Origin of the sequence: Marinobacter sp. MIT930201 (assembly GCF_047122665.1) — a bacterium.
GTDB classification, from domain to species: domain Bacteria; phylum Pseudomonadota; class Gammaproteobacteria; order Pseudomonadales; family Oleiphilaceae; genus Marinobacter; species Marinobacter salarius.
Genome location: NZ_CP138916.1, coordinates 1,864,026 through 1,881,915 on the forward strand (window position 1 = coordinate 1,864,026; position 17,890 = coordinate 1,881,915).

Genomic DNA, 17,890 nt, shown 5'->3' on the forward strand with positions numbered 1-17,890 from the left:
CCGAGTGACAACCACAGACACTAGGGCCCGTTCTCACTGCCGGCTTTGAAGCGGCGATACAGTGTCGCTCGACCAATGCCCAGCCGTTTCGCTGCCCGGCTGACATTGCCCCCCTCAATAGCCAGCGCCTCGTCAATAACAGCACGTTCCAGGCTCTTGAGGGTACCGCCTCTATTCACCGTACGATTGCTTCCAACGGCCACGGTTGTCGGGGCCGCTATTTCTTCCGGAAAATGGCAAAGTTCCAGCACTTCATCAGGCTCCGCCAGTGCGTCGGCATGGGTCAGAGCGTAAATGAGCTCACGGACATTTCCCGGCCAGTCGTAACGGATCAATCCATCCAGACAGTCTTGTGAGAGCTCGCGACTGCCCTGTGTCAGAACCCGGCACCGGTCGACAATGAAGTTTTTCAGGTCCGAACGTTCCGCCAGCCTTGGCAAGCGTACTGTCATACCTTTAATGCGATAGAGCAGGTCTTCGCGGAAATCCCCGTTTTGGGCGGCTTCCGATAGGTTCCGATGGGTTGCGCAGATCAACTGGAAACGGACCGGCTTTGGTGTTGCACTTCCGAGACGGGTCACTTCCCGAGTTTCCAACACTCTCAATAACCGCGACTGAAGTCCCAACGGCATGTCACCAATTTCGTCCAGAAACAGGGTGCCACCATCCGCATGCTCAATCTTGCCAGGAGCACCCCCTCGCCGAGCACCCGTGTAGGCGCCCTCGGCATGGCCAAACAATTCGCCTTCAATCAGCGACTCCGGGATGGCGGCGCAGTTGATGGCAACGAACGTGCCGGAGGAAGACATGCTGCCACTATGAAGCGATTTCGCCATCACTTCCTTCCCGGTTCCGGTCTCTCCCAGTATCAGCACCGGCAATCCCTTCTCCATCGCTCTGCCTGCAAGGGTGGCCTGACGGCTGATGGCAGGATCACCAAAATCCGTGGAGTCCGGCAAACGCTTCGCCGGAGGATTCGCAGAACTGCGCCTGACGGTTTTTCGAGCATCGGTATTCACCGGGCGAAGCGAAAATGACAGCCCGGAGTGCATCCTGGCCGTCATCGGCTGCTTCCGACCACGAAACCCATCGACCAGCTCATCAAAGCGCAGGTCAAACAGATCCTGAAAGCACAACCTCTCATCCGTTGAGGCCAGCCCCGTCAACTCACGCACCCGCGGCGACAGGCCCAGCACCTGCCCCTCCTGCCCAAGCGCTACCAGTAGATCACCAGAGGCACGAAGATCATTCTGCTCCCAACCTAGGCTGACCATGAGCCAGGGCGACAACATCCCCATCAACTGGCGTTCGACCCGAGCCGAACACTGTTGCACCAACGAAAGAGCGCTTCCCGGCTCCAGCGGATTACCACGAGTAATATCGATGGCACCTAGTACCCGGCCCATGGGGTCGACAATGGGAGAAGCCGCACAATTGAATACCCGGTTGGCATGCAGGTAGTGCTCAACTCCAGAGACCAGTACAGGACGCCGTTCTGACACGGCACAAGACATCGCAGAAGTGCCGATGGTCGCCTCGGAAAGGTTGACGCCCTGCCGGAACGCACCGTTAATCAGAGTGTTAGCGCATCGCCCCGAACGTCGCGCCGCTAGAGCAACCCCTTTGTCATCCGTCAGTAGGACGGAATAGCCGGCGCCATTAACGGTCTGGCCTAACTGTTCCAACGGCTGGGTGGCCGCCTCCAGCAGGATTTGGTTGCTGTCCATGAGCTCCAACAGACCACTTCTGGACACAGTGTCGAATTGAACCCGTTCACTGACGTTTTTGCTCGCTGCGGAACAACGCTGCCAGGAATTGACAATAGCATCGTCAATCAAGCCCGTTGGAATCTGACCATGTTCGAAAAACGTTTCACGTGCCTTGGCTCGCCTGTGGTCGGCAGGAATAATGGCGTTCATAATGTTACCTCTCTCGCAGGGCTGATTATCTTCGTTTGATGCGACCCTGCGTTCTGGCCATGTCGGCTCTTGTTGTCATACCCGTGAAACTTTAACACGTTTATTTGTAACGATTGCGCGGAAATTCGTTGGTATGCCACGCACTGTCTCATTATGAGACAGTGTCTCCATGTTTCCCGAATTGAGACATTCATGACCCTACCCAACCCTGCCCCAGAAATAGCGATAAATACTTAACTAACTGTATATAAGATATTTTTTTGAAAATCCGATTTTCTGGCACGATCGTCGCTATCCGTTTTCGCGTTGACAAAAACAACACGATATCTGGAGACCAACCATGCGATCGACGCTGAAGAACACACCGTTCAAATCATTGGCCATGGGTTCTGCCCTGGCACTTACCACCGGCTTTTTCTCCGCCACGACCCAAGCAGCCGAAATTGCCACTGACCCAGGCGACTACACGCCACTGCCTGCGGGCGTGAACCTCGGCATCCTCTATGGCCAGTACGCAACCCGCGATACTGTCTACGCCGATGGCGACAAGGTACCGGTGGATGCTGGACTAAATACCATCATCGGCCTCGCCCGTTTCGTTCACTACATGGACATTGGCGGTGTGATCGTGGACCCACAGATCATCGTGCCTTTCGGCAAGGTGGAACTGGAGGAGCCGTTTGGCCCGCTTCAACCCACCTCGGAAAGCGGCGTCGGCGACCCCATCATTGGCGCAACTGCCTGGGTTCTCAACAACCCCGACGATCAACAATGGGTTGGCCTGTCCGCTTTCGCCTCCGTACCTGTCGGCCAGTACGATGACGACAAGGGACCAGTGAACATTGGCGAGAACCGCTGGAAGGGCATTTTTCAGGCGGCCTATGTCAAGCATTTGAGCAACAGTGTGGTTCTGGATCTGATCGCGGAGTATTCCGTGTACGGAGACAATGATGATTTCCTGGGCTTTAAACGCGAACAGGAAGACGCCCAGAGCCTGCAAGGTCACCTCCGCTACCTGTTATCCAAGCAAAGTCATGTGGCGCTTTCCTACTACCATTCCTTTGGAGGAGAAACCACCGTTGGCGGACAGGATCAGGACGACCGCGTCAACACCAACCGCTGGTTGGCCACCTATGCCACCTTTGTCGACCCGACCGTGCAACTGCAGGTCCAGGCCGGCCAAGACATTAACGTGGAAAACGGTTTCGAAGAGGATACCCGCGTGAACTTTCGCGTACTGAAGGTATTCTGAGCCCATATTCACAAGTAAGAGCCTGCTAACCCAGGCAATGATTCCGGAGAAGACTATGAGTCAGATGAGCGATCAAACAAAAGAAGCCATCGACCAGATCAACGGCCTGAGCCGCCGCAGCTTCCTGAAGGCCGCCAGCGGCCTCGCGGTGGCGGCTTCCGTAGGCACCGGGCTTCTCGGTGCTGCGAATGCCTTCGCCTCAATGCCAGAGGGCATTAAGGTAATGTCCGCCAGCGAATACCAAGTCATGCATCGGCTCATGAAGGTCATGCTGGTAACCGAAGGAACTGGCTTGGTTCCCGCCAGCGAAATTCCGGTCATGCAGACACTGGACGCCGCGCTGCTGGCCACCATGGAACCTCATATCCTTGAAGGCCTGAAAGGCGGTATCGCCTATTTCAACGACGGCCCCAAAGCCGAGTATGGCAAGCCCTTTGTGGACTTATCCGACGAGCAGGCCGCTACCTTCTGTGACACCTGGGCCGATTCCGATGAGGTGCCTCATCGGGCACTGGCCATGGGCCTGAAAAAACTGGTTGGCCTGTCCTACTGGGCGAACCCGCCAACTTGGGCACCTCTGGGCTACGGCGGGCCCGTAACGGATAAGTGGAACCTGGAATCGTTGGGCAACGCCCCTCTACCGAAAAGCTGAAAGGCGGGAGTAGACCATGCAAGAAACAATCAAAGCTAAAACGGTGCCTGCCCATGGTTTGCAGGTCACCCAAGCGTCAGATGTCACCAATGACAACATCGAACTCAATGCTGACGCCGTCATCATCGGCTCGGGTGCCGGTGGTGCCATTGCCGCCTACGAGCTGGCGAAAGCAGGCAAAAAAGTGGTGGTACTGGAAGCCGGCCCTTACGTGCCTTCCGAGAAATTTACCGAAATGCACGCTGTGTCTATGGACACCCTCTATGCCGATCATGGCGGCCAGTCCAATTCCGCGGGCGACATATCGATTCTGCAGGGTGCCTGTGTTGGTGGCTCTACCGTCGTCAATGCGGCATTGTGCTTTCGCACTCCGGACTACTATCTCGATCGATGGGCGAAAGAGTTCGGTCTAACCAACCTGACGCCCAAAGTCATGGCTCCTTACTTTGACAAAGTCGAAGCCAACCTCGGCATCGCCCCCAATAAGGCGTTTGAAACCAGTGCCGGCGCCCAACTGCTCAAAGGAGGCATGAAAAAACTGAACCTTCCCGAGGGCAACGCCAAACGCAATATCCGTAACTGCGCCATGACCGGCTTCTGTTTCGCTGGCTGCAAGTCAGACCGCAAACAGTCCATGCTCATTACTTACCTGCCCTGGGCCGTAGCCTATGGCGCTACGATTTATTCCGATACGCGAGCCACTCAGATCCTGGCCAACAACGGCAAGGCAACGGGCGTACTGGCGGAAATCGTCGATCAACAGAGCAAAACGGTTAAAAGCAAACTCAGGGTCAACGCGCCGATTGTGGTCGGTGCCGCCGGCCCGATCCAGATGCCGATCCTGCTGCAGAAAAGCAATCTGGCCAACGGTAACGGGCAGGTTGGCAAGAATTTCGCCTGCCATCCCACCATGTCAGTCACCGGCATGTTCGATGAGGATATCGATAATTTCTACGGCGCCACCCATTCCCTATACATGGACAAGCACACCATGCCAAAAGACGGTGGTTACCTGCTTCTGGACGCCATTCAGGATCCAGTAGAAGCCAGCTTCCAGGTGGAGCCTGGCACCGGAAAACCCTACGCGTCCTACATGTCCAAATACCGGAACACCGTTCGCCTGATCACCCTGATCCACGACCAGAACGTGGGCGAAGTGAACTGGAAAAACGGCGCCAAGGAGATCAAGTACTTCGTTGATGATGGCGATTTCGACATCATGAAGGAAGGCCTCAAGACCAACGCGAGAGTACTGTTTGCGGCCGGTGCCAAGCAGCTTTATATTCCTACTTCCCAGAAACTGACCATCGACAGCGTCGATCAGATCGATGCCGTGATCGACAGCCTCGACAACGAGCCCGCTCGCTATCGGTACACGTCGTTCCACCCCCAGGGCACCTGCCGCATGGGCGCGGACCCCAAGACCACCGTGGTTTCACCCATGGGCGAAACCCACGAGATAAAGAACCTTTACATCGTGGATGCGAGCCTGCTGCCTACGTCGATCGGCTACAACCCGTCGGAAACCGTGTACGCACTGGCACATTACATCAGCGACCAGATCAACCGGGCCCACGCCTGATCACGACGGAAACATTAAGGAGGACAGATCATGGATATGCCAGCAAACCCCGTGTGGCAGCAGCGCCTGTTCCTGGGATCATGGAAGAGCGGGAACGGCGAGCAGATCAACGTTACGGAACCCGCGACCGGAGAGGTTATTTCACAGCTGAAAGCCGCGACGCCGTCTGACGTTGACCGGGCTGCAACCACTGCCAGGGACGCCCAGACGCAGTGGGTGGCGGTTCCCTTTGATCAAAAAGCCGAGATCCTGCGTAAAGCCGCCACCCTGCTCAAGGAACGCGCGGATGAAATCAACGGATGGAATACCCGTGAGTGCGGCTCCATCGGTCCAAAGGCGGACTGGGAGTTGCAGGCCACCTATGAACAGGCTCAGATGGCGGCGGCCCTGCCAATGCAACCCAGTGGCGAAATCTTCCCGTCCAATATGCCAGGAAAACGAAACTACTGGAAGCGTGTGCCCATTGGTACCGTGGGCGTTATCGCCCCCTGGAACTTCCCTATCCTTCTTGCCATGCGGTCCGTATTTCCGGCGTTGGCCATGGGTAACTGCGTGATACTGAAGCCCGATCCCAAGAGCAGTATTTGTGGTGGTGTGCTGATGGCAAAAATTCTGGAAGATGCCGGGCTCCCTGAAGGAGTATTCCACGTGCTGCCTGGTGGCCCCGACGTCGGCCAGGCACTGGTTGAGCATCCGCTGGTCAAGATGATCTCATTCACCGGCTCAACCGCCGTGGGCAAGAAGATCGGTGAAACCTGTGGGCGAATGCTGAAGAAAGCGGCACTGGAACTCGGCGGCAATAACGCCCAGGTGGTGCTTGAGGACGCAGACTTGGACATCGCCAGCTCCTGCGGGGCCTGGGGCTCGTTCCTGCACCAGGGGCAGATCTGCATGCAGACGGGGCGTCACCTGGTGCATCGCTCGGTGGCGGATGAGTACATTGAGCGTCTGGCCGCCCGTGCTGGAAACCTCGCTTGCGGTAATCCTGCACAGGAGCAGGCTCACCTTGGCCCCCTGATCAATGAGGCTCAGGCAAAACGCGTCGAAGACATCGTCAATCGCTCGGTCGAGATGGGTGCCAGAATTGTCGTCGGCGGAAAACGCAACGGCAACTATTACGAGGCTACCGTCATGTCCGACGTTACCCCGGACATGCCGGTTTTCTCCGAGGAAGTCTTTGGCCCGGTAGCACCTGTGATGACCTTCGACTCTGATGACAACGCCTGCAGTCTGGTCAACGAATCACTCTACGGCCTGGCGGCAGCCATCCACTCGAGATCGACAGAGCGCGCCCTGCAAATCGCCAACCAAATCCAGGTGGGAATGATCCATATCAACGATCAAACGGTGAACAACGAGTTCCAGGTGCCCTTCGGCGGCCTGGGCAGTTCCGGCAACAGCGGCCGCTTTGGCGGACCTGCCAACATTGAAGAGTTCACCACCAGCCAGTGGGTCAGTGTGATGGAGGAAGGTATCCAATACCCCTTCTGATACTCGACCTGAACCTCGCTTTCCTTGTTGAGTGGCGATCCCTGAGGGGATGATCTGCTCTTGCCCGAGGAGCTCCCCTGCTCTTCGGGCTTTTTTATCCTTCAAATACCTGAATTTCAAAGTGTCGTTAATAGCGCTGCAACCACAGGACACCGGTGTGCAGAAAACGGATATTGCTCTTTCGCCTCGAAGACTCTAATGACAGAACCGCAAAACAAAAATTTCGAGGTGTTGAAATGAACAGGACCAAATCCCTTGCCAGCGCTGTACTGGCAACTACCCTGACCGCAGGCATGAGCCTTGGCGCACATGCCGCCGGCGATCCGGTAAAAATTGGCGTCATGCTGCCGTTCAGTGGCATCTACGCACAACTGGGCGAAGCCGGGCGCGACGGCCTGAAGCTGGCGCTGAAGGAAAACGCCGCCAACCTGCACGGCGCGGACATTGAATTTATTGAGCTGGATACCGAAGCCAAACCATCACGGGCTCCGGAACTGGCGTCGTCTCTGCTGAACCAACACGAAGCGGACTTTATAATTGGCCCGGTTCATTCCGGTGTTGCCATGGGCATGATCAAGATGCTTCGTGGCAAGGACACCGTGATGATCATTCCGAACGCAGGTGCGGCAGCGGCCACAGGCCCATTGTGCTCGCCCAACATGTTCCGGACGTCCTTCTCATCCTGGCAGCCATCCTACCCCATGGGCAAAGTCGCTCTGGAAAAGGGGTACAAGAAGGTTTATGCCATCAGCTGGAACTACGGCATGGGCCGCGAGAGCCTGGACGCTTTTGAAGAGTCGTTCACTGCCGGTGGTGGCGAGATTGTCGAGAAAGTGCTCCTGCCCTTCCCATCTACCAACTTCCAGTCCCACGTGAGCTCCATCGCGGATACAAATCCCGATGCTGTATTCACCTTCTTCGCTGGCGGCGGCGCCATCAAGTTCGTGAAGGACTACGATGCCATGGGCCTGCGCGGCAAGATTCCGCTGCTGGGGTCCGGCTTCCTCACCGAAGGCACTCTGCAGGCGCAGGGCGACGCTGCCGAAGGCGTGATGACCGGTCTGCACTATGCAGAGCAACTGGATGTTCCCAAGAACCGGGAATTCCGCGAAGCCTTCAATACCGAATACGGCCACTACCCGGACATCTACGCCGTACAGGGCTATGACGCGGGGCAGGCTATCGCTAACACCATCGACCAGCTCAAGGGTGACATTTCGGACAAGCAGGCCGTGATCAGCACCATGGAAAAGCTGACCATCGACAGCCCGCGTGGAGAATTCACCTTCTCCAAGGCCCACAACCCGATCCAGAACGTCTATCTGAGGAAAGTGAAGGACGGCGTGAACGTGGTGCAGAGCATCGCCGCCGAAGCGCTGGAAGACCCTGCCCGTGGCTGCAAGCTCTAAGCACGGGTTCTGAATCCCCCGGCAAAAGCCGGGGGCTCATCTGAAGCTCCCTTGCCCACACCTGAACTGACTTATCCGTAAAACCGTTGGGTATCACTATGTCTACCGAACTTTTCTTCGTGCAACTTATTAATGGTCTCCAGTATGGGTTGCTTCTGTTTTTGATCGCCTCCGGCCTGACCCTGGTGTTTGGTGTCATGGGCATCCTTAACCTGGCCCATGGCTCCATGTACATGGTCGGTGCCTATCTGGTGTGGTACTTCGTTGCGGTAACCGGCAGCTTTACGGTATCCGCCATTCTCTCGGCTGTCATCGCCCTCGGCCTGGGCATACTGATCGAACGGGTATTGATACAGCGGTTGTACAACCGCAACCACCTGGATCAGGTACTGCTGACCATCGGCATGATCTTCGTGTTCAACTCGCTGCAAAGCATTCTCTGGGGCAACGACCCTTATGGCGTCGCAGTTCCTGACGCGCTGAGCGGTTCCGTACCCTTCACCGACAACTCCAGTTACCCGGTTTACCGCATCTTTGCGGCATTCATCTGTATCGCCATCGCCGCCGCGCTTTATTTCGTGGTGAGCAAGACCCGCCTGGGCATGCTGATCCGTGCCGGAGAATCCAACCGGGAAATGGTGGAAGCCCTGGGCGTCAATATCAAAAGCCTCTACACCATCGTGTTTGCGATTGGCGTCATGCTGGCCGCGGTGTCTGGCATTATCGCCGCTCCCATGCGCTCCATTGTTCCGGGTATGGGCGAAAGCGTCCTGATTACCTGCTTCGTGGTGGTGGTCATCGGCGGCATGGGTTCGATCAAAGGCGCCTTTGTGGGAGCCCTCCTGGTGGGAGTTATCAGCACATTTGCTGCGGTACTGATGCCCACCATGTCCAACATGATTATCTACATCTTTATGATCCTGGTGCTGCTGGTGAAGCCCCAGGGCCTGTTCGCCAAGTAAGCGGGAGCCGAACATGATTTTCGAGAAACGCACCGAGCGCATCTTTCTGGCGATCTTCTTTGTGATCGCCCTCTGTATTCCTCTGTTCCTTGAGGACAATTCGTTCTTCGTCGGCAAAGCCACCACCATCCTGATCCTGGCGGTGTTCGTGATGTCACTGGATTTTCTGGTAGGGCGTGTTGGCCTGGTGACCTTGGGGCACGCACTCTTCTACGGCTTGGGCGGTTACTTGTTCGTGATCGTTACGCCGGAATACGAAGCCGTCAATTTCTGGCTCTACGCCCTGTACATCATGGGTATCAGCGCTGTGGTCGCTCTGGTTGTCGGTGTTGTGGTGCTGCGAACCTCTGGCATCTATTTCATCATGATCACCCTGGCGATATCGCAGATGGTGTACTACTTCTTCTTCGACTCCCTGGAGTTCGGGGGTAACGACGGTCTGTTCATTTTCATGAAGCCGGAAACCAGCATCTTTGGCCTGAACTTCCTGAACCTGGATAACCCCACGCACTTCTATTACCTGTCGCTGCTGGCGGTGTTGGTCACCCTGCTGGCCATCAAGATCATCCTGCGTTCGCGCTTTGGCCGCATTGTGGAAGCCAGCCGCCTGAATCCGGAACGCACCGAGGCCCTGGGCTATAACATTTTCGCGTTCCGTCTGATCAGCTACATCATTGGCAGCACCCTGGCGGCTTACGCCGGACTGTTGTTCGCCCTGCAGTATGGCTACGTCAATCCGCAATTCATGACCTGGGAAATGTCCGGTACCGCCCTGGTGATGTCCATCCTCGGTGGTATGGGCACCATCTACGGCGCCATTCTCGGCACCATTACCTATGAAGGTCTGCAGTATTTCTTCGAGCACATGAGCGAAGACTGGATGCTGTTCATGGGCGGCGCGATCATCCTGATGGTCCTGCTGCTGCGCAAAGGCCTGGCCGGTTACCTTGAAAAGCTGCTGGAGAAATAATCATGGCCAACGACATCATTCTGGAAACCGAATCCCTCAGCAAACACTGGGGCGGCATCAAGGCACTCAACGACATTTCCCTGCAGTTTCATGACCGACAACTGCACGGCGTGGTCGGTCCCAACGGCGCGGGCAAAAGTACGCTGCTGAATATGCTGTGCGGCACACTGAAACCGACCAGCGGCTGCATTTTCCACAAGGGCGATCAGATTGAGGGCATGAAACCCTGGAAGTTTGTGCGCCGGGGCATTGGCCGCAGCTTCCAGAAAACCAACATCTACGCCGATGTCACCTGCCTGGAAAACTGCGCCGTGGCCGCTCAACGCCGCTTCACCGGCAGCTTCAATCTGTTCGCGTCGCGTCATTCCAACAAGCTGGTTCGGGAAGCGGCTGAAAAAGCGCTGTGCCAGGTGGGGCTCGAAAGCCGCATCCACACCGTCGCAGCGGAAATATCCTACGGTGAGCAACGCCAGCTTGAGTTGGCGATGGTGCTGGCAACCGACCCCTGCATCCTGCTGCTGGATGAGCCTATGGCGGGGATGGGTCACGAGGAGTCCCAGCGCATTATCGAACTGCTGAACGAACTCAAGCAGACCTACAGCATTGTGCTGGTGGAACACGATATGGATGCCATCTTCGAGCTCTCCGACCAGTTGACCGTACTGGACAACGGCACCCATCTGATCACCGGCACCGTGGATGAAGTACGTAACGAGCCCCGGGTGAAAGAAGCCTACCTGGGCAAGGAAGACGAGGAGGAAGCGGCATGAGCAACAGTCTTCTGGAAGTTAAAAACCTCAACACCCTGTATGGCCGAAGCCACATCCTTCACGATCTGTCGTTCCGGCTGGATAAGGGGCAGTCCATGAGCCTGATGGGGCGTAATGGCATGGGCAAGACCACCACGCTCAAGTCCATTCTTGGCATCGTGCCGCCCCGCAGTGGTCATGTGTATTTCGACGGACAGGACATCAGCAACCTGCCGACCTGGAAGCGGATGCGCCGCGACATAGCCTATGTTCCCGAAGGCCGGGGCATGTTCCACAATCTGACGGTGAAGGAACACCTGCAAATGGCCGCCCGCCCCGACAGCAACGGCAACACCGGCTGGAATTTCGATCGGGTCATGGATACCTTTCCGCGCCTTCAGGAACGCCTGTCAAACCTGGGTACGGAGTTGTCTGGGGGCGAGCAGCAGATGCTAGCGATCGGCCGCGCGTTGGTCACCAATCCCCGACTGATGATTCTGGACGAGGCGACCGAAGGTCTGGCGCCGCTGATCCGCCAGGACATCTGGAACGTGATTGCCACCATCCGTGAGTCGGGCATTTCCACACTGATCGTGGACAAGAACATCAAGGCACTGAAAAAGCTCTGTGACCGTCATGTGGTGGTGGTGAAAGGACAGGTTCACTTTGATGGCAGCTCCGAAGAGCTGGACCAGAATCTGGAAAAGGTCGAAACCGCGCTCAGTGTCTGAATACCCTGATTGGGCTTAGCCCCAATCAGGCGTTTGGCACGCCCAGTGAATCCACAAAGTAGTCCAGCAGCATTCTCACCTTTGGCGACAGGTGACGGTTATGGGGATACACCGCCCAGATACCGTCATCGTCTTCCTGGTAATGAGTCAGAAGAGGTATCAGTGTACCCGCGTCGAGTGCCGGCCCAACGTAATAATCCGGCAGCTGGACAATACCAACCCCCTTCAGCGCTGCATCCAACAAGGCTCTGCCGCTGTCACAACGCACATTTCCACGAATCCGGACATTGCGGGGATGACCCGCATCCTGAAATCGCCAGTAACCCAGATTCCCCTGAAGGCAATTATGGTGTTCCAGCTCAGACAGAGAGTGCGGGGTGCCATGGACAGCGAGATAAGCTGGCGAGGCGCATACATACAGAGTCCGGGAAGCAAGACGCCTGGCCATCAGGCTCGAATCGTCCAGTTTACCAAGCCGTACCGCAAGGTCGTAACCTTCCGCCACCAGGTCCAGTTGCTGATTGGTCAGTTTCATTTCAACGTCGAGTTCGGGATACCGCAGTACAAAATCGTTGACCAGCGGTGCGATCGACTTCTCTCCGTAGGTTACCGGCGCCGTCAGTCGCAGCCGGCCCTGGGGCACCAGCTGCATATTGGTCATAGAGCGCTCCGCCTGTTCAAGGGCGTCCAGTATCTGGCGACAATGCTGATAGTAGATCTGCCCGGCCTCGGTAGTGGAGACGCGCCGGGTCGTTCGATAGAACAGACGGGTGGATAACCTGTCTTCGAGCGCGCTGATCTGTCGGCTGACGTGAGCGGTCGAGACGTCCAGGCGTTTTGCCGCCCGGGTGAAGCTCTCCGTTTCAGCCACCGCCACGAATTCGTTTACACCTTCCCAGCGCTGCATGTCACCACCCTACTTTTGCTTCAGCAATTCTGATTATTACACATGAGTAAAAGTGATTTCACGAACACGGTCATTATCAACATATGTGCAGCAAATATAATGACCAGATCATTCGGGCAGTGTCCAAATACAGATGCATCACAAACGGAGAGAATTATGAGCGAGATGATCAAATCAAAAGCAGCCATTGCCTGGGGACCGGGGCAACCACTCTCCATTGAAGAAGTGGATGTAATGCCGCCGAAAGCCGGTGAGGTTCTGGTGCGGGTGATCGCTACCGGCGTCTGTCACACCGACGCGTTTACGCTTTCCGGAGACGATCCAGAAGGTAATTTCCCCGCGATTCTGGGCCATGAAGGCGGCGGCATCGTTGAGGCCATCGGCGAAGGTGTCACGAGTGTCGAGATTGGAGATCACGTTATTCCCCTGTACACGCCAGAGTGTGGAGAATGTAAATTCTGCCTCTCCGGTAAAACCAACCTGTGCGGGAAGATCCGGGAAACCCAGGGCAAGGGCCTGATGCCCGATGGCACCAGCCGTTTCTACAAGGATGGCCAGCCAATCTATCACTACATGGGCTGCTCCACCTTCTCCGAGTACACCGTGCTGCCGGAAATCTCTCTGGCCAAAGTGAACAAAGAAGCGCCACTGGAAGAAGTGTGCCTGCTGGGCTGCGGAGTAACCACCGGCATGGGCGCCGTCATGAACACTGCCAAGGTGGAAGAAGGTGCCACCGTGGCGATCTTCGGCCTGGGCGGCATCGGCCTGTCTGCCATTATTGGCGCTACCATGGCCAAGGCCAGCCGCATCATTGCTATTGATATCAACGACAGCAAATTTGACCTGGCAAAGCAGTTGGGCGCGACCGACTGCATCAATCCGAAAAACTATGACAAACCCATTCAGGAAGTCATTGTCGAACTGACAGATGGCGGCGTGGACTACTCCTTTGAGTGCATTGGCAACGTCGACGTGATGCGTTCTGCCCTGGAATGCTGCCACAAGGGCTGGGGCGAATCCGTCGTCATCGGTGTCGCAGGTGCTGGCCAGGAGATTTCCACCCGCCCATTCCAACTGGTGACCGGTCGAGTCTGGAAAGGCTCCGCGTTCGGCGGCGTCAAAGGCCGCTCCGAGCTCCCTGGAATTGTCGAGCGGTATCTGCAGGGCGAGTTCAAACTCAACGATTTCATCACCCACACCATGGGGCTTGAAGACATTAATGAGGCGTTCGAACTGATGCACGAAGGAAAGAGCATTCGTAGCGTGATCCATTTCGATAAGTGACCGGCGCGGTCGCCTGCCGCCCATGGCAGGCGACTCACCCACGGAGTTCTTGATGAGCATCGAAAACCTGAGCAGCAACAAAAGTTTCGGTGGCTGGCACAAGCAGTACAGCCATCGGTCCGACACCCTTGGTTGTGTCATGCGTTTCGCGATTTACCTGCCACCACAGGTGGCTAGTGGGCAAAAGGTACCCGTCGTTTACTGGCTATCGGGCCTGACCTGCACCGACGAAAACTTCATGCAGAAAGCGGGCGCCCACCGCGTAGCCGCCGAACTGGGCATTGCCATTGTGGCCCCGGACACAAGCCCCAGAGGCGACGACGTCGCCAACGATGACGGTTACGATCTTGGCCAGGGGGCGGGGTTCTATGTGAATGCTACCGAGAGCCCCTGGAACACGCATTACCGCATGTACGATTACGTGCTGAATGAACTACCGGCACTGGTGGAGTCGGTGTTCCCAGTGACCGGCCAACGCTCTGTCGCGGGACATTCCATGGGCGGGCATGGCGCCCTGGTGCTGGCATTGCGCAATCCACAGACATACCAGTCGGTGTCTGCCTTCAGCCCGATCAGCAATCCGGTCAGCTGCCCGTGGGGCAAAAAAGCCTTTGCCGCCTATCTCGGCAACGATACCGGGCGCTGGGCTGCCTACGATGCCAGCTTGTTAATGCGCAAGGCACAGAAATTCGTGCCGGCCCTGGTGGATCAGGGTGACGCTGACAATTTCCTGGCCGAACAGCTTCGCCCCGAAGCCCTTGAGGCGTCAGCCCATATCAGCGGTTATCCGCTGGAACTGAATCTGCGCGAGGGCTACGACCACAGCTACTACTTCATTGCCAGCTTCATTGAGGACCATCTGCGATTCCATGGTCGTCATCTGGAACGGTGACGGAACCCTGCACCGTGCCGGAGATAAGTACAAAAAACGGATAGGGATGTTCATTAACCGGATATTTGCCCACGCCTGAATAACCGATAGTTCAAATGCCAAACAACAAGGAGAAGGCAAATGAACTATCGACATTCATTACTAGCGCTCGCTATTGCATCCGGTCTCAGCGCGGCCCCCGCCGTTCACGCTCTCGAACTCGGCGAGTTCAACGACACCAAATTCAGCATCGGTGGCTATTTCAAAGCCGAAGCCATCTATGAAAAAGTCGATGATGGGGATTCCCGCATCTTCGGCCGTTCCAACCAGTCCCGCGTTAACCTTAAAACAGTCACCCAGAAGGAAGGCCATACGATTGTCGGCTTTGTGGAAGGCGACTTTTACGGCGGCACCTTTCCTGGCGAGAATAACGACCTACGGCTTCGCCACGCCTTCATCAAGGTGGATCAGACCACCGTGGGGCAGACCTGGACCGGCCAGTTCTGGGCCGTTGCCTATCACGATTACCTGGATTTCCTGGGCGGGCCGCGAGGCACCCTGGGCGGGTTCAACTTCCGCACAAACCTGATTAGTCACGAGGTTGCCGGCTTCCGTTTTACTGCACAGGACCCGGTCAACAACGACGCCGACACGCCTGATCTTGCGGTTAACTACAACCTGAGTCTCGACGGTGGTCACCGTGTTATCCTCACCGCATCAGGTCGCGAAGTTGAAAATGGCGACTTCGTGGGTGGCGGCGCCATCGGCTCGAAGTTCATGATCGGGCCTCACAGCCTGAACGTGAATGCTCACTACGGTGAAGGACTTGGTGCATTCACCGGTGTTGGCGTAAACAACAGCCTGTCGTCACCGGATGTCGAAAACGACGACGCTGTCAGCCAGGCAGGGTTTGACGTTGGCTTTCGCTACGTCATCAACAACGAGTGGCGGGCAAACGTCGCCTATACAGCCGTCGAAGTGGATGACGACGCCGACACCAACTACGAAGCCCATCGCGTCAACCTGATCCATAACATCACCCAGGATCTGGAAGCCGGGATAGAGTGGCGAAAGTACAATCTCGCCTTCGGCCCGCTATTGCCGGAAGGCCAGCAGGTTGAGGTCATGGCCAAGTACAAATTCTGATCCGGACCTTCAGAATTGGTATCCTTGCCAACAACCCGAAAAACAGGTGCCCGCCGTCTCCAGGGTGCCTGTTTTCCGCTGGTACACGGCAGCACCAGTCATTCGAAAATGGTAACGTCCATGGCAGAAGAAAGCCCAAAGCGGCAAGGAATCGGTTCGCTGGAAATCGGATTGCATATCCTCAATTATATTTCCACAGCGCCAAAGCCACCCACCCTCAAGGAACTGTCGGGCGCCCTGGATCTGTCACCTAGCCGCGCCCACAAATACCTGGTCAGTTTGCTGCGAGAGGGCTACATCAATCAGGTGAATCACACCCAGTACACCCTGGGCAATTCCAGCCTGACCCTGGGCATTTCAGCACTCCGGCGCATCAACCCGATTCAGCTGAGTTACGAAGCCGTTGACCGGCTCAATGAGGAAACCGACAAAACCGTGTCGGTCACCGTCTGGAACGGCAACGGCCCACTGATCATCAAGTGGCTGGACTCAAGCCAGCCAATCTCGGTCAACGTGAGGCTGGGCGCCGAGCTATCGCCACTGAACTCAGCCTCAGGCAGGATTTACCTGGCCCACCTGCCAGCGAAGCGACGCAAGGAACTGGTGGACCAGTATTACAAGAACGCCAAGTCACTCCCGAAACATCGGGGCAAACCCATCACCCGGGAGGAACTGCAACCTCATCTGGAAACCATCAAACGGGATAACTACTGCGCGTTTTTCAGTGATTACCTCCCCGAAATCAATGTGCTCAGCCGCCCTGTATTCGATATCAACGGCAGCATTGTCACCGTCATCACCCTGTTGGGTCTTGATCGGGACACCGACATCAGCGAAGGCTCATTCCTGTTCGAACAGGTCCGGGAATGCAGTGACCGGGTTACCCGACAGATCTGCGGGCAACAACGGGAAGGTAATGGCCGGGATTAACCGGCCATTCGCAGGGTTTCAGAGGGCAACTCGCCGAAGGATTTTCGATAATCCGAAGAAAACCGGCCCAGATGACTGAAGCCATATTCCAGGGCGATCTCGGTGACATTCCGGCACTTTCCCTGCAAAAGGTCTTCCCGCAACTTCTGTAACTTCAACTGCTTGATGTAACACTTGGGGGTCGTCGCGAAGGCCTTGGAGAAAGCATTGTAGATGGATCGAACACTCATATTGGAGACACTGGAAAGCTCTTCTATATCGATGTTGCGATGCACGTTCTGTTCAATGTACCGCAGCATTTTACCCAGCATGGGCGTACAGGCCGCACCGTTCTCCTGGCTGGACCAGTTACTGGGAAATACTTTCAGCAGTTTCTTGAGGATAATTTCACGATAGGCGCCGCAAACCGGGTTTATGTCCTCGTCTTCGGCATCATCAAGCTCGGACAGCACCGCCTCCATGATATTGATCAGGGCAGGACATAGCCGAAGCTCCACGGGCGCCCGGGTAAAGCGAATGCCATCCTCCGGCAACCGACCGTGTGATAACTCACGGGCATTATTGAGTACATGCTCGGGAACCTTGATGATCAGCTTTTCGCAATCATCCGAATACTCCAGATCAATCTTTTCATAAGGGTTCACCATAACCGCCTGACCACTGCGAACCTTCATGCGCTCGCCCGCCTGATGCCAGACACACTCACCCCGAGTGACCACCTGAAAGTGATAGATGGACTCAAGTTCGGGGCTTTTTACCCGTACATGGTTACCGTAACTGAGTTGGGACATCCCGAACCCGGCAAATTCCCTGAAGCTGAGACTGGACTTCCGTTTCTGCTCTCCAAGCATTTCCAGGCGATGCTGCCCGATATGCTGGTTAACAAACGAAGACACCTCTTCCGGATGTGCCCCCTGAAGGACGGTAGCGCCCGCAAGTGATTGACCAAACATCTCTCGCCTCATTTACTTATTGTTAATGAGTTCACTTTATATAAATTCAGGTGATCAATCAACAACCAACAAAGACACCACC

The 17,890-nt window shown here is 56.1% G+C and carries 16 protein-coding genes; 13 read left to right on the forward strand and 3 right to left on the reverse strand.

What is annotated here, in order from left to right:
* Window positions 1–20 precede the first annotated feature (20 nt).
* Window positions 21–1,919, reverse strand: coding sequence for a sigma-54-dependent Fis family transcriptional regulator (locus SIC19_RS08665; protein ID WP_075195467.1), 1,899 nt, complete (start codon window positions 1,917–1,919; stop codon window positions 21–23).
* Between the two features lie 340 nt (window positions 1,920–2,259).
* Here SIC19_RS08665 and SIC19_RS08670 point away from each other — a divergent pair, with 340 nt between their 5' ends.
* The 9 genes from SIC19_RS08670 to SIC19_RS08710 all read left to right on the forward strand — a co-directional run bounded on the left by SIC19_RS08670 (window position 2,260) and on the right by SIC19_RS08710 (window position 11,717).
* Window positions 2,260–3,171 (forward strand): transporter, encoded by a 912-nt coding sequence (locus SIC19_RS08670; protein ID WP_075195468.1) that lies wholly within the window; start codon window positions 2,260–2,262, stop codon window positions 3,169–3,171.
* 55 nt (window positions 3,172–3,226) lie between these two features.
* Window positions 3,227–3,823: a gluconate 2-dehydrogenase subunit 3 family protein gene (locus SIC19_RS08675; protein WP_075195469.1), complete on the forward strand. Its 597-nt coding sequence runs from the start codon at window positions 3,227–3,229 to the stop codon at window positions 3,821–3,823.
* A 16-nt stretch (window positions 3,824–3,839) separates the two neighbouring features.
* Window positions 3,840–5,405: an FAD-dependent oxidoreductase gene (locus SIC19_RS08680; protein ID WP_075195470.1), complete on the forward strand. Its 1,566-nt coding sequence runs from the start codon at window positions 3,840–3,842 to the stop codon at window positions 5,403–5,405.
* Window positions 5,406–5,435: 30 nt separating this feature from the next.
* Window positions 5,436–6,896, forward strand: coding sequence for a benzaldehyde dehydrogenase (locus tag SIC19_RS08685; RefSeq protein ID WP_075195471.1), 1,461 nt, complete (start codon window positions 5,436–5,438; stop codon window positions 6,894–6,896).
* Between the two features lie 236 nt (window positions 6,897–7,132).
* Entirely contained in the window at window positions 7,133–8,305 is a 1,173-nt protein-coding gene (locus tag SIC19_RS08690) for an ABC transporter substrate-binding protein (RefSeq protein ID WP_075195472.1), read from the forward strand.
* A 98-nt stretch (window positions 8,306–8,403) separates the two neighbouring features.
* Window positions 8,404–9,267 (forward strand): branched-chain amino acid ABC transporter permease, encoded by an 864-nt coding sequence (locus SIC19_RS08695; RefSeq protein ID WP_075195473.1) that lies wholly within the window; start codon window positions 8,404–8,406, stop codon window positions 9,265–9,267.
* Between the two features lie 13 nt (window positions 9,268–9,280).
* A complete protein-coding gene (locus tag SIC19_RS08700; protein WP_075195474.1) occupies window positions 9,281–10,237 on the forward strand; it encodes a branched-chain amino acid ABC transporter permease in 957 nt (318 codons plus the stop codon).
* A 2-nt stretch (window positions 10,238–10,239) separates the two neighbouring features.
* Window positions 10,240–11,007, forward strand: a complete 768-nt coding sequence (locus SIC19_RS08705) for an ABC transporter ATP-binding protein (RefSeq protein WP_075195475.1) — start codon at window positions 10,240–10,242, stop codon at window positions 11,005–11,007.
* Window positions 11,004–11,717 carry an ABC transporter ATP-binding protein gene (locus tag SIC19_RS08710; RefSeq protein WP_075195476.1) on the forward strand — a complete coding sequence of 238 codons (714 nt, stop codon included), beginning with the start codon at window positions 11,004–11,006 and terminating at the stop codon, window positions 11,715–11,717. Before SIC19_RS08705 ends, SIC19_RS08710 begins: the two co-directional genes overlap by 4 nt.
* 25 nt (window positions 11,718–11,742) lie before the next feature.
* Here SIC19_RS08710 and SIC19_RS08715 read toward each other — a convergent pair whose 3' ends face one another.
* Window positions 11,743–12,624 (reverse strand): LysR substrate-binding domain-containing protein, encoded by an 882-nt coding sequence (locus tag SIC19_RS08715; RefSeq protein ID WP_075195477.1) that lies wholly within the window; start codon window positions 12,622–12,624, stop codon window positions 11,743–11,745.
* Window positions 12,625–12,789: 165 nt separating this feature from the next.
* Here SIC19_RS08715 and SIC19_RS08720 point away from each other — a divergent pair, with 165 nt between their 5' ends.
* The 4 genes from SIC19_RS08720 to SIC19_RS08735 all read left to right on the forward strand — a co-directional run bounded on the left by SIC19_RS08720 (window position 12,790) and on the right by SIC19_RS08735 (window position 16,855).
* The gene (locus SIC19_RS08720; protein ID WP_227662382.1) at window positions 12,790–13,908 is read left to right on the forward strand and encodes an S-(hydroxymethyl)glutathione dehydrogenase/class III alcohol dehydrogenase; all 1,119 of its coding nucleotides are present in this window, start codon (window positions 12,790–12,792) and stop codon (window positions 13,906–13,908) included.
* 52 nt (window positions 13,909–13,960) lie between these two features.
* On the forward strand, window positions 13,961–14,800 hold the full coding sequence (gene fghA / locus SIC19_RS08725; protein ID WP_036202357.1) for an S-formylglutathione hydrolase: 840 nt from the start codon (window positions 13,961–13,963) through the stop codon (window positions 14,798–14,800).
* A gap of 120 nt (window positions 14,801–14,920) precedes the next feature.
* The gene (locus tag SIC19_RS08730; protein ID WP_075195479.1) at window positions 14,921–15,925 is read left to right on the forward strand and encodes a porin; all 1,005 of its coding nucleotides are present in this window, start codon (window positions 14,921–14,923) and stop codon (window positions 15,923–15,925) included.
* Window positions 15,926–16,045: 120 nt separating this feature from the next.
* Window positions 16,046–16,855 (forward strand): IclR family transcriptional regulator, encoded by an 810-nt coding sequence (locus SIC19_RS08735; protein WP_036202351.1) that lies wholly within the window; start codon window positions 16,046–16,048, stop codon window positions 16,853–16,855.
* Here SIC19_RS08735 and SIC19_RS08740 read toward each other — a convergent pair.
* Window positions 16,852–17,808, reverse strand: a complete 957-nt coding sequence (locus SIC19_RS08740) for an AraC family transcriptional regulator (RefSeq protein ID WP_075195481.1) — start codon at window positions 17,806–17,808, stop codon at window positions 16,852–16,854. The genes SIC19_RS08735 and SIC19_RS08740 overlap by 4 nt on opposite strands.
* Between the last annotated feature and the right edge of the window lie 82 nt (window positions 17,809–17,890).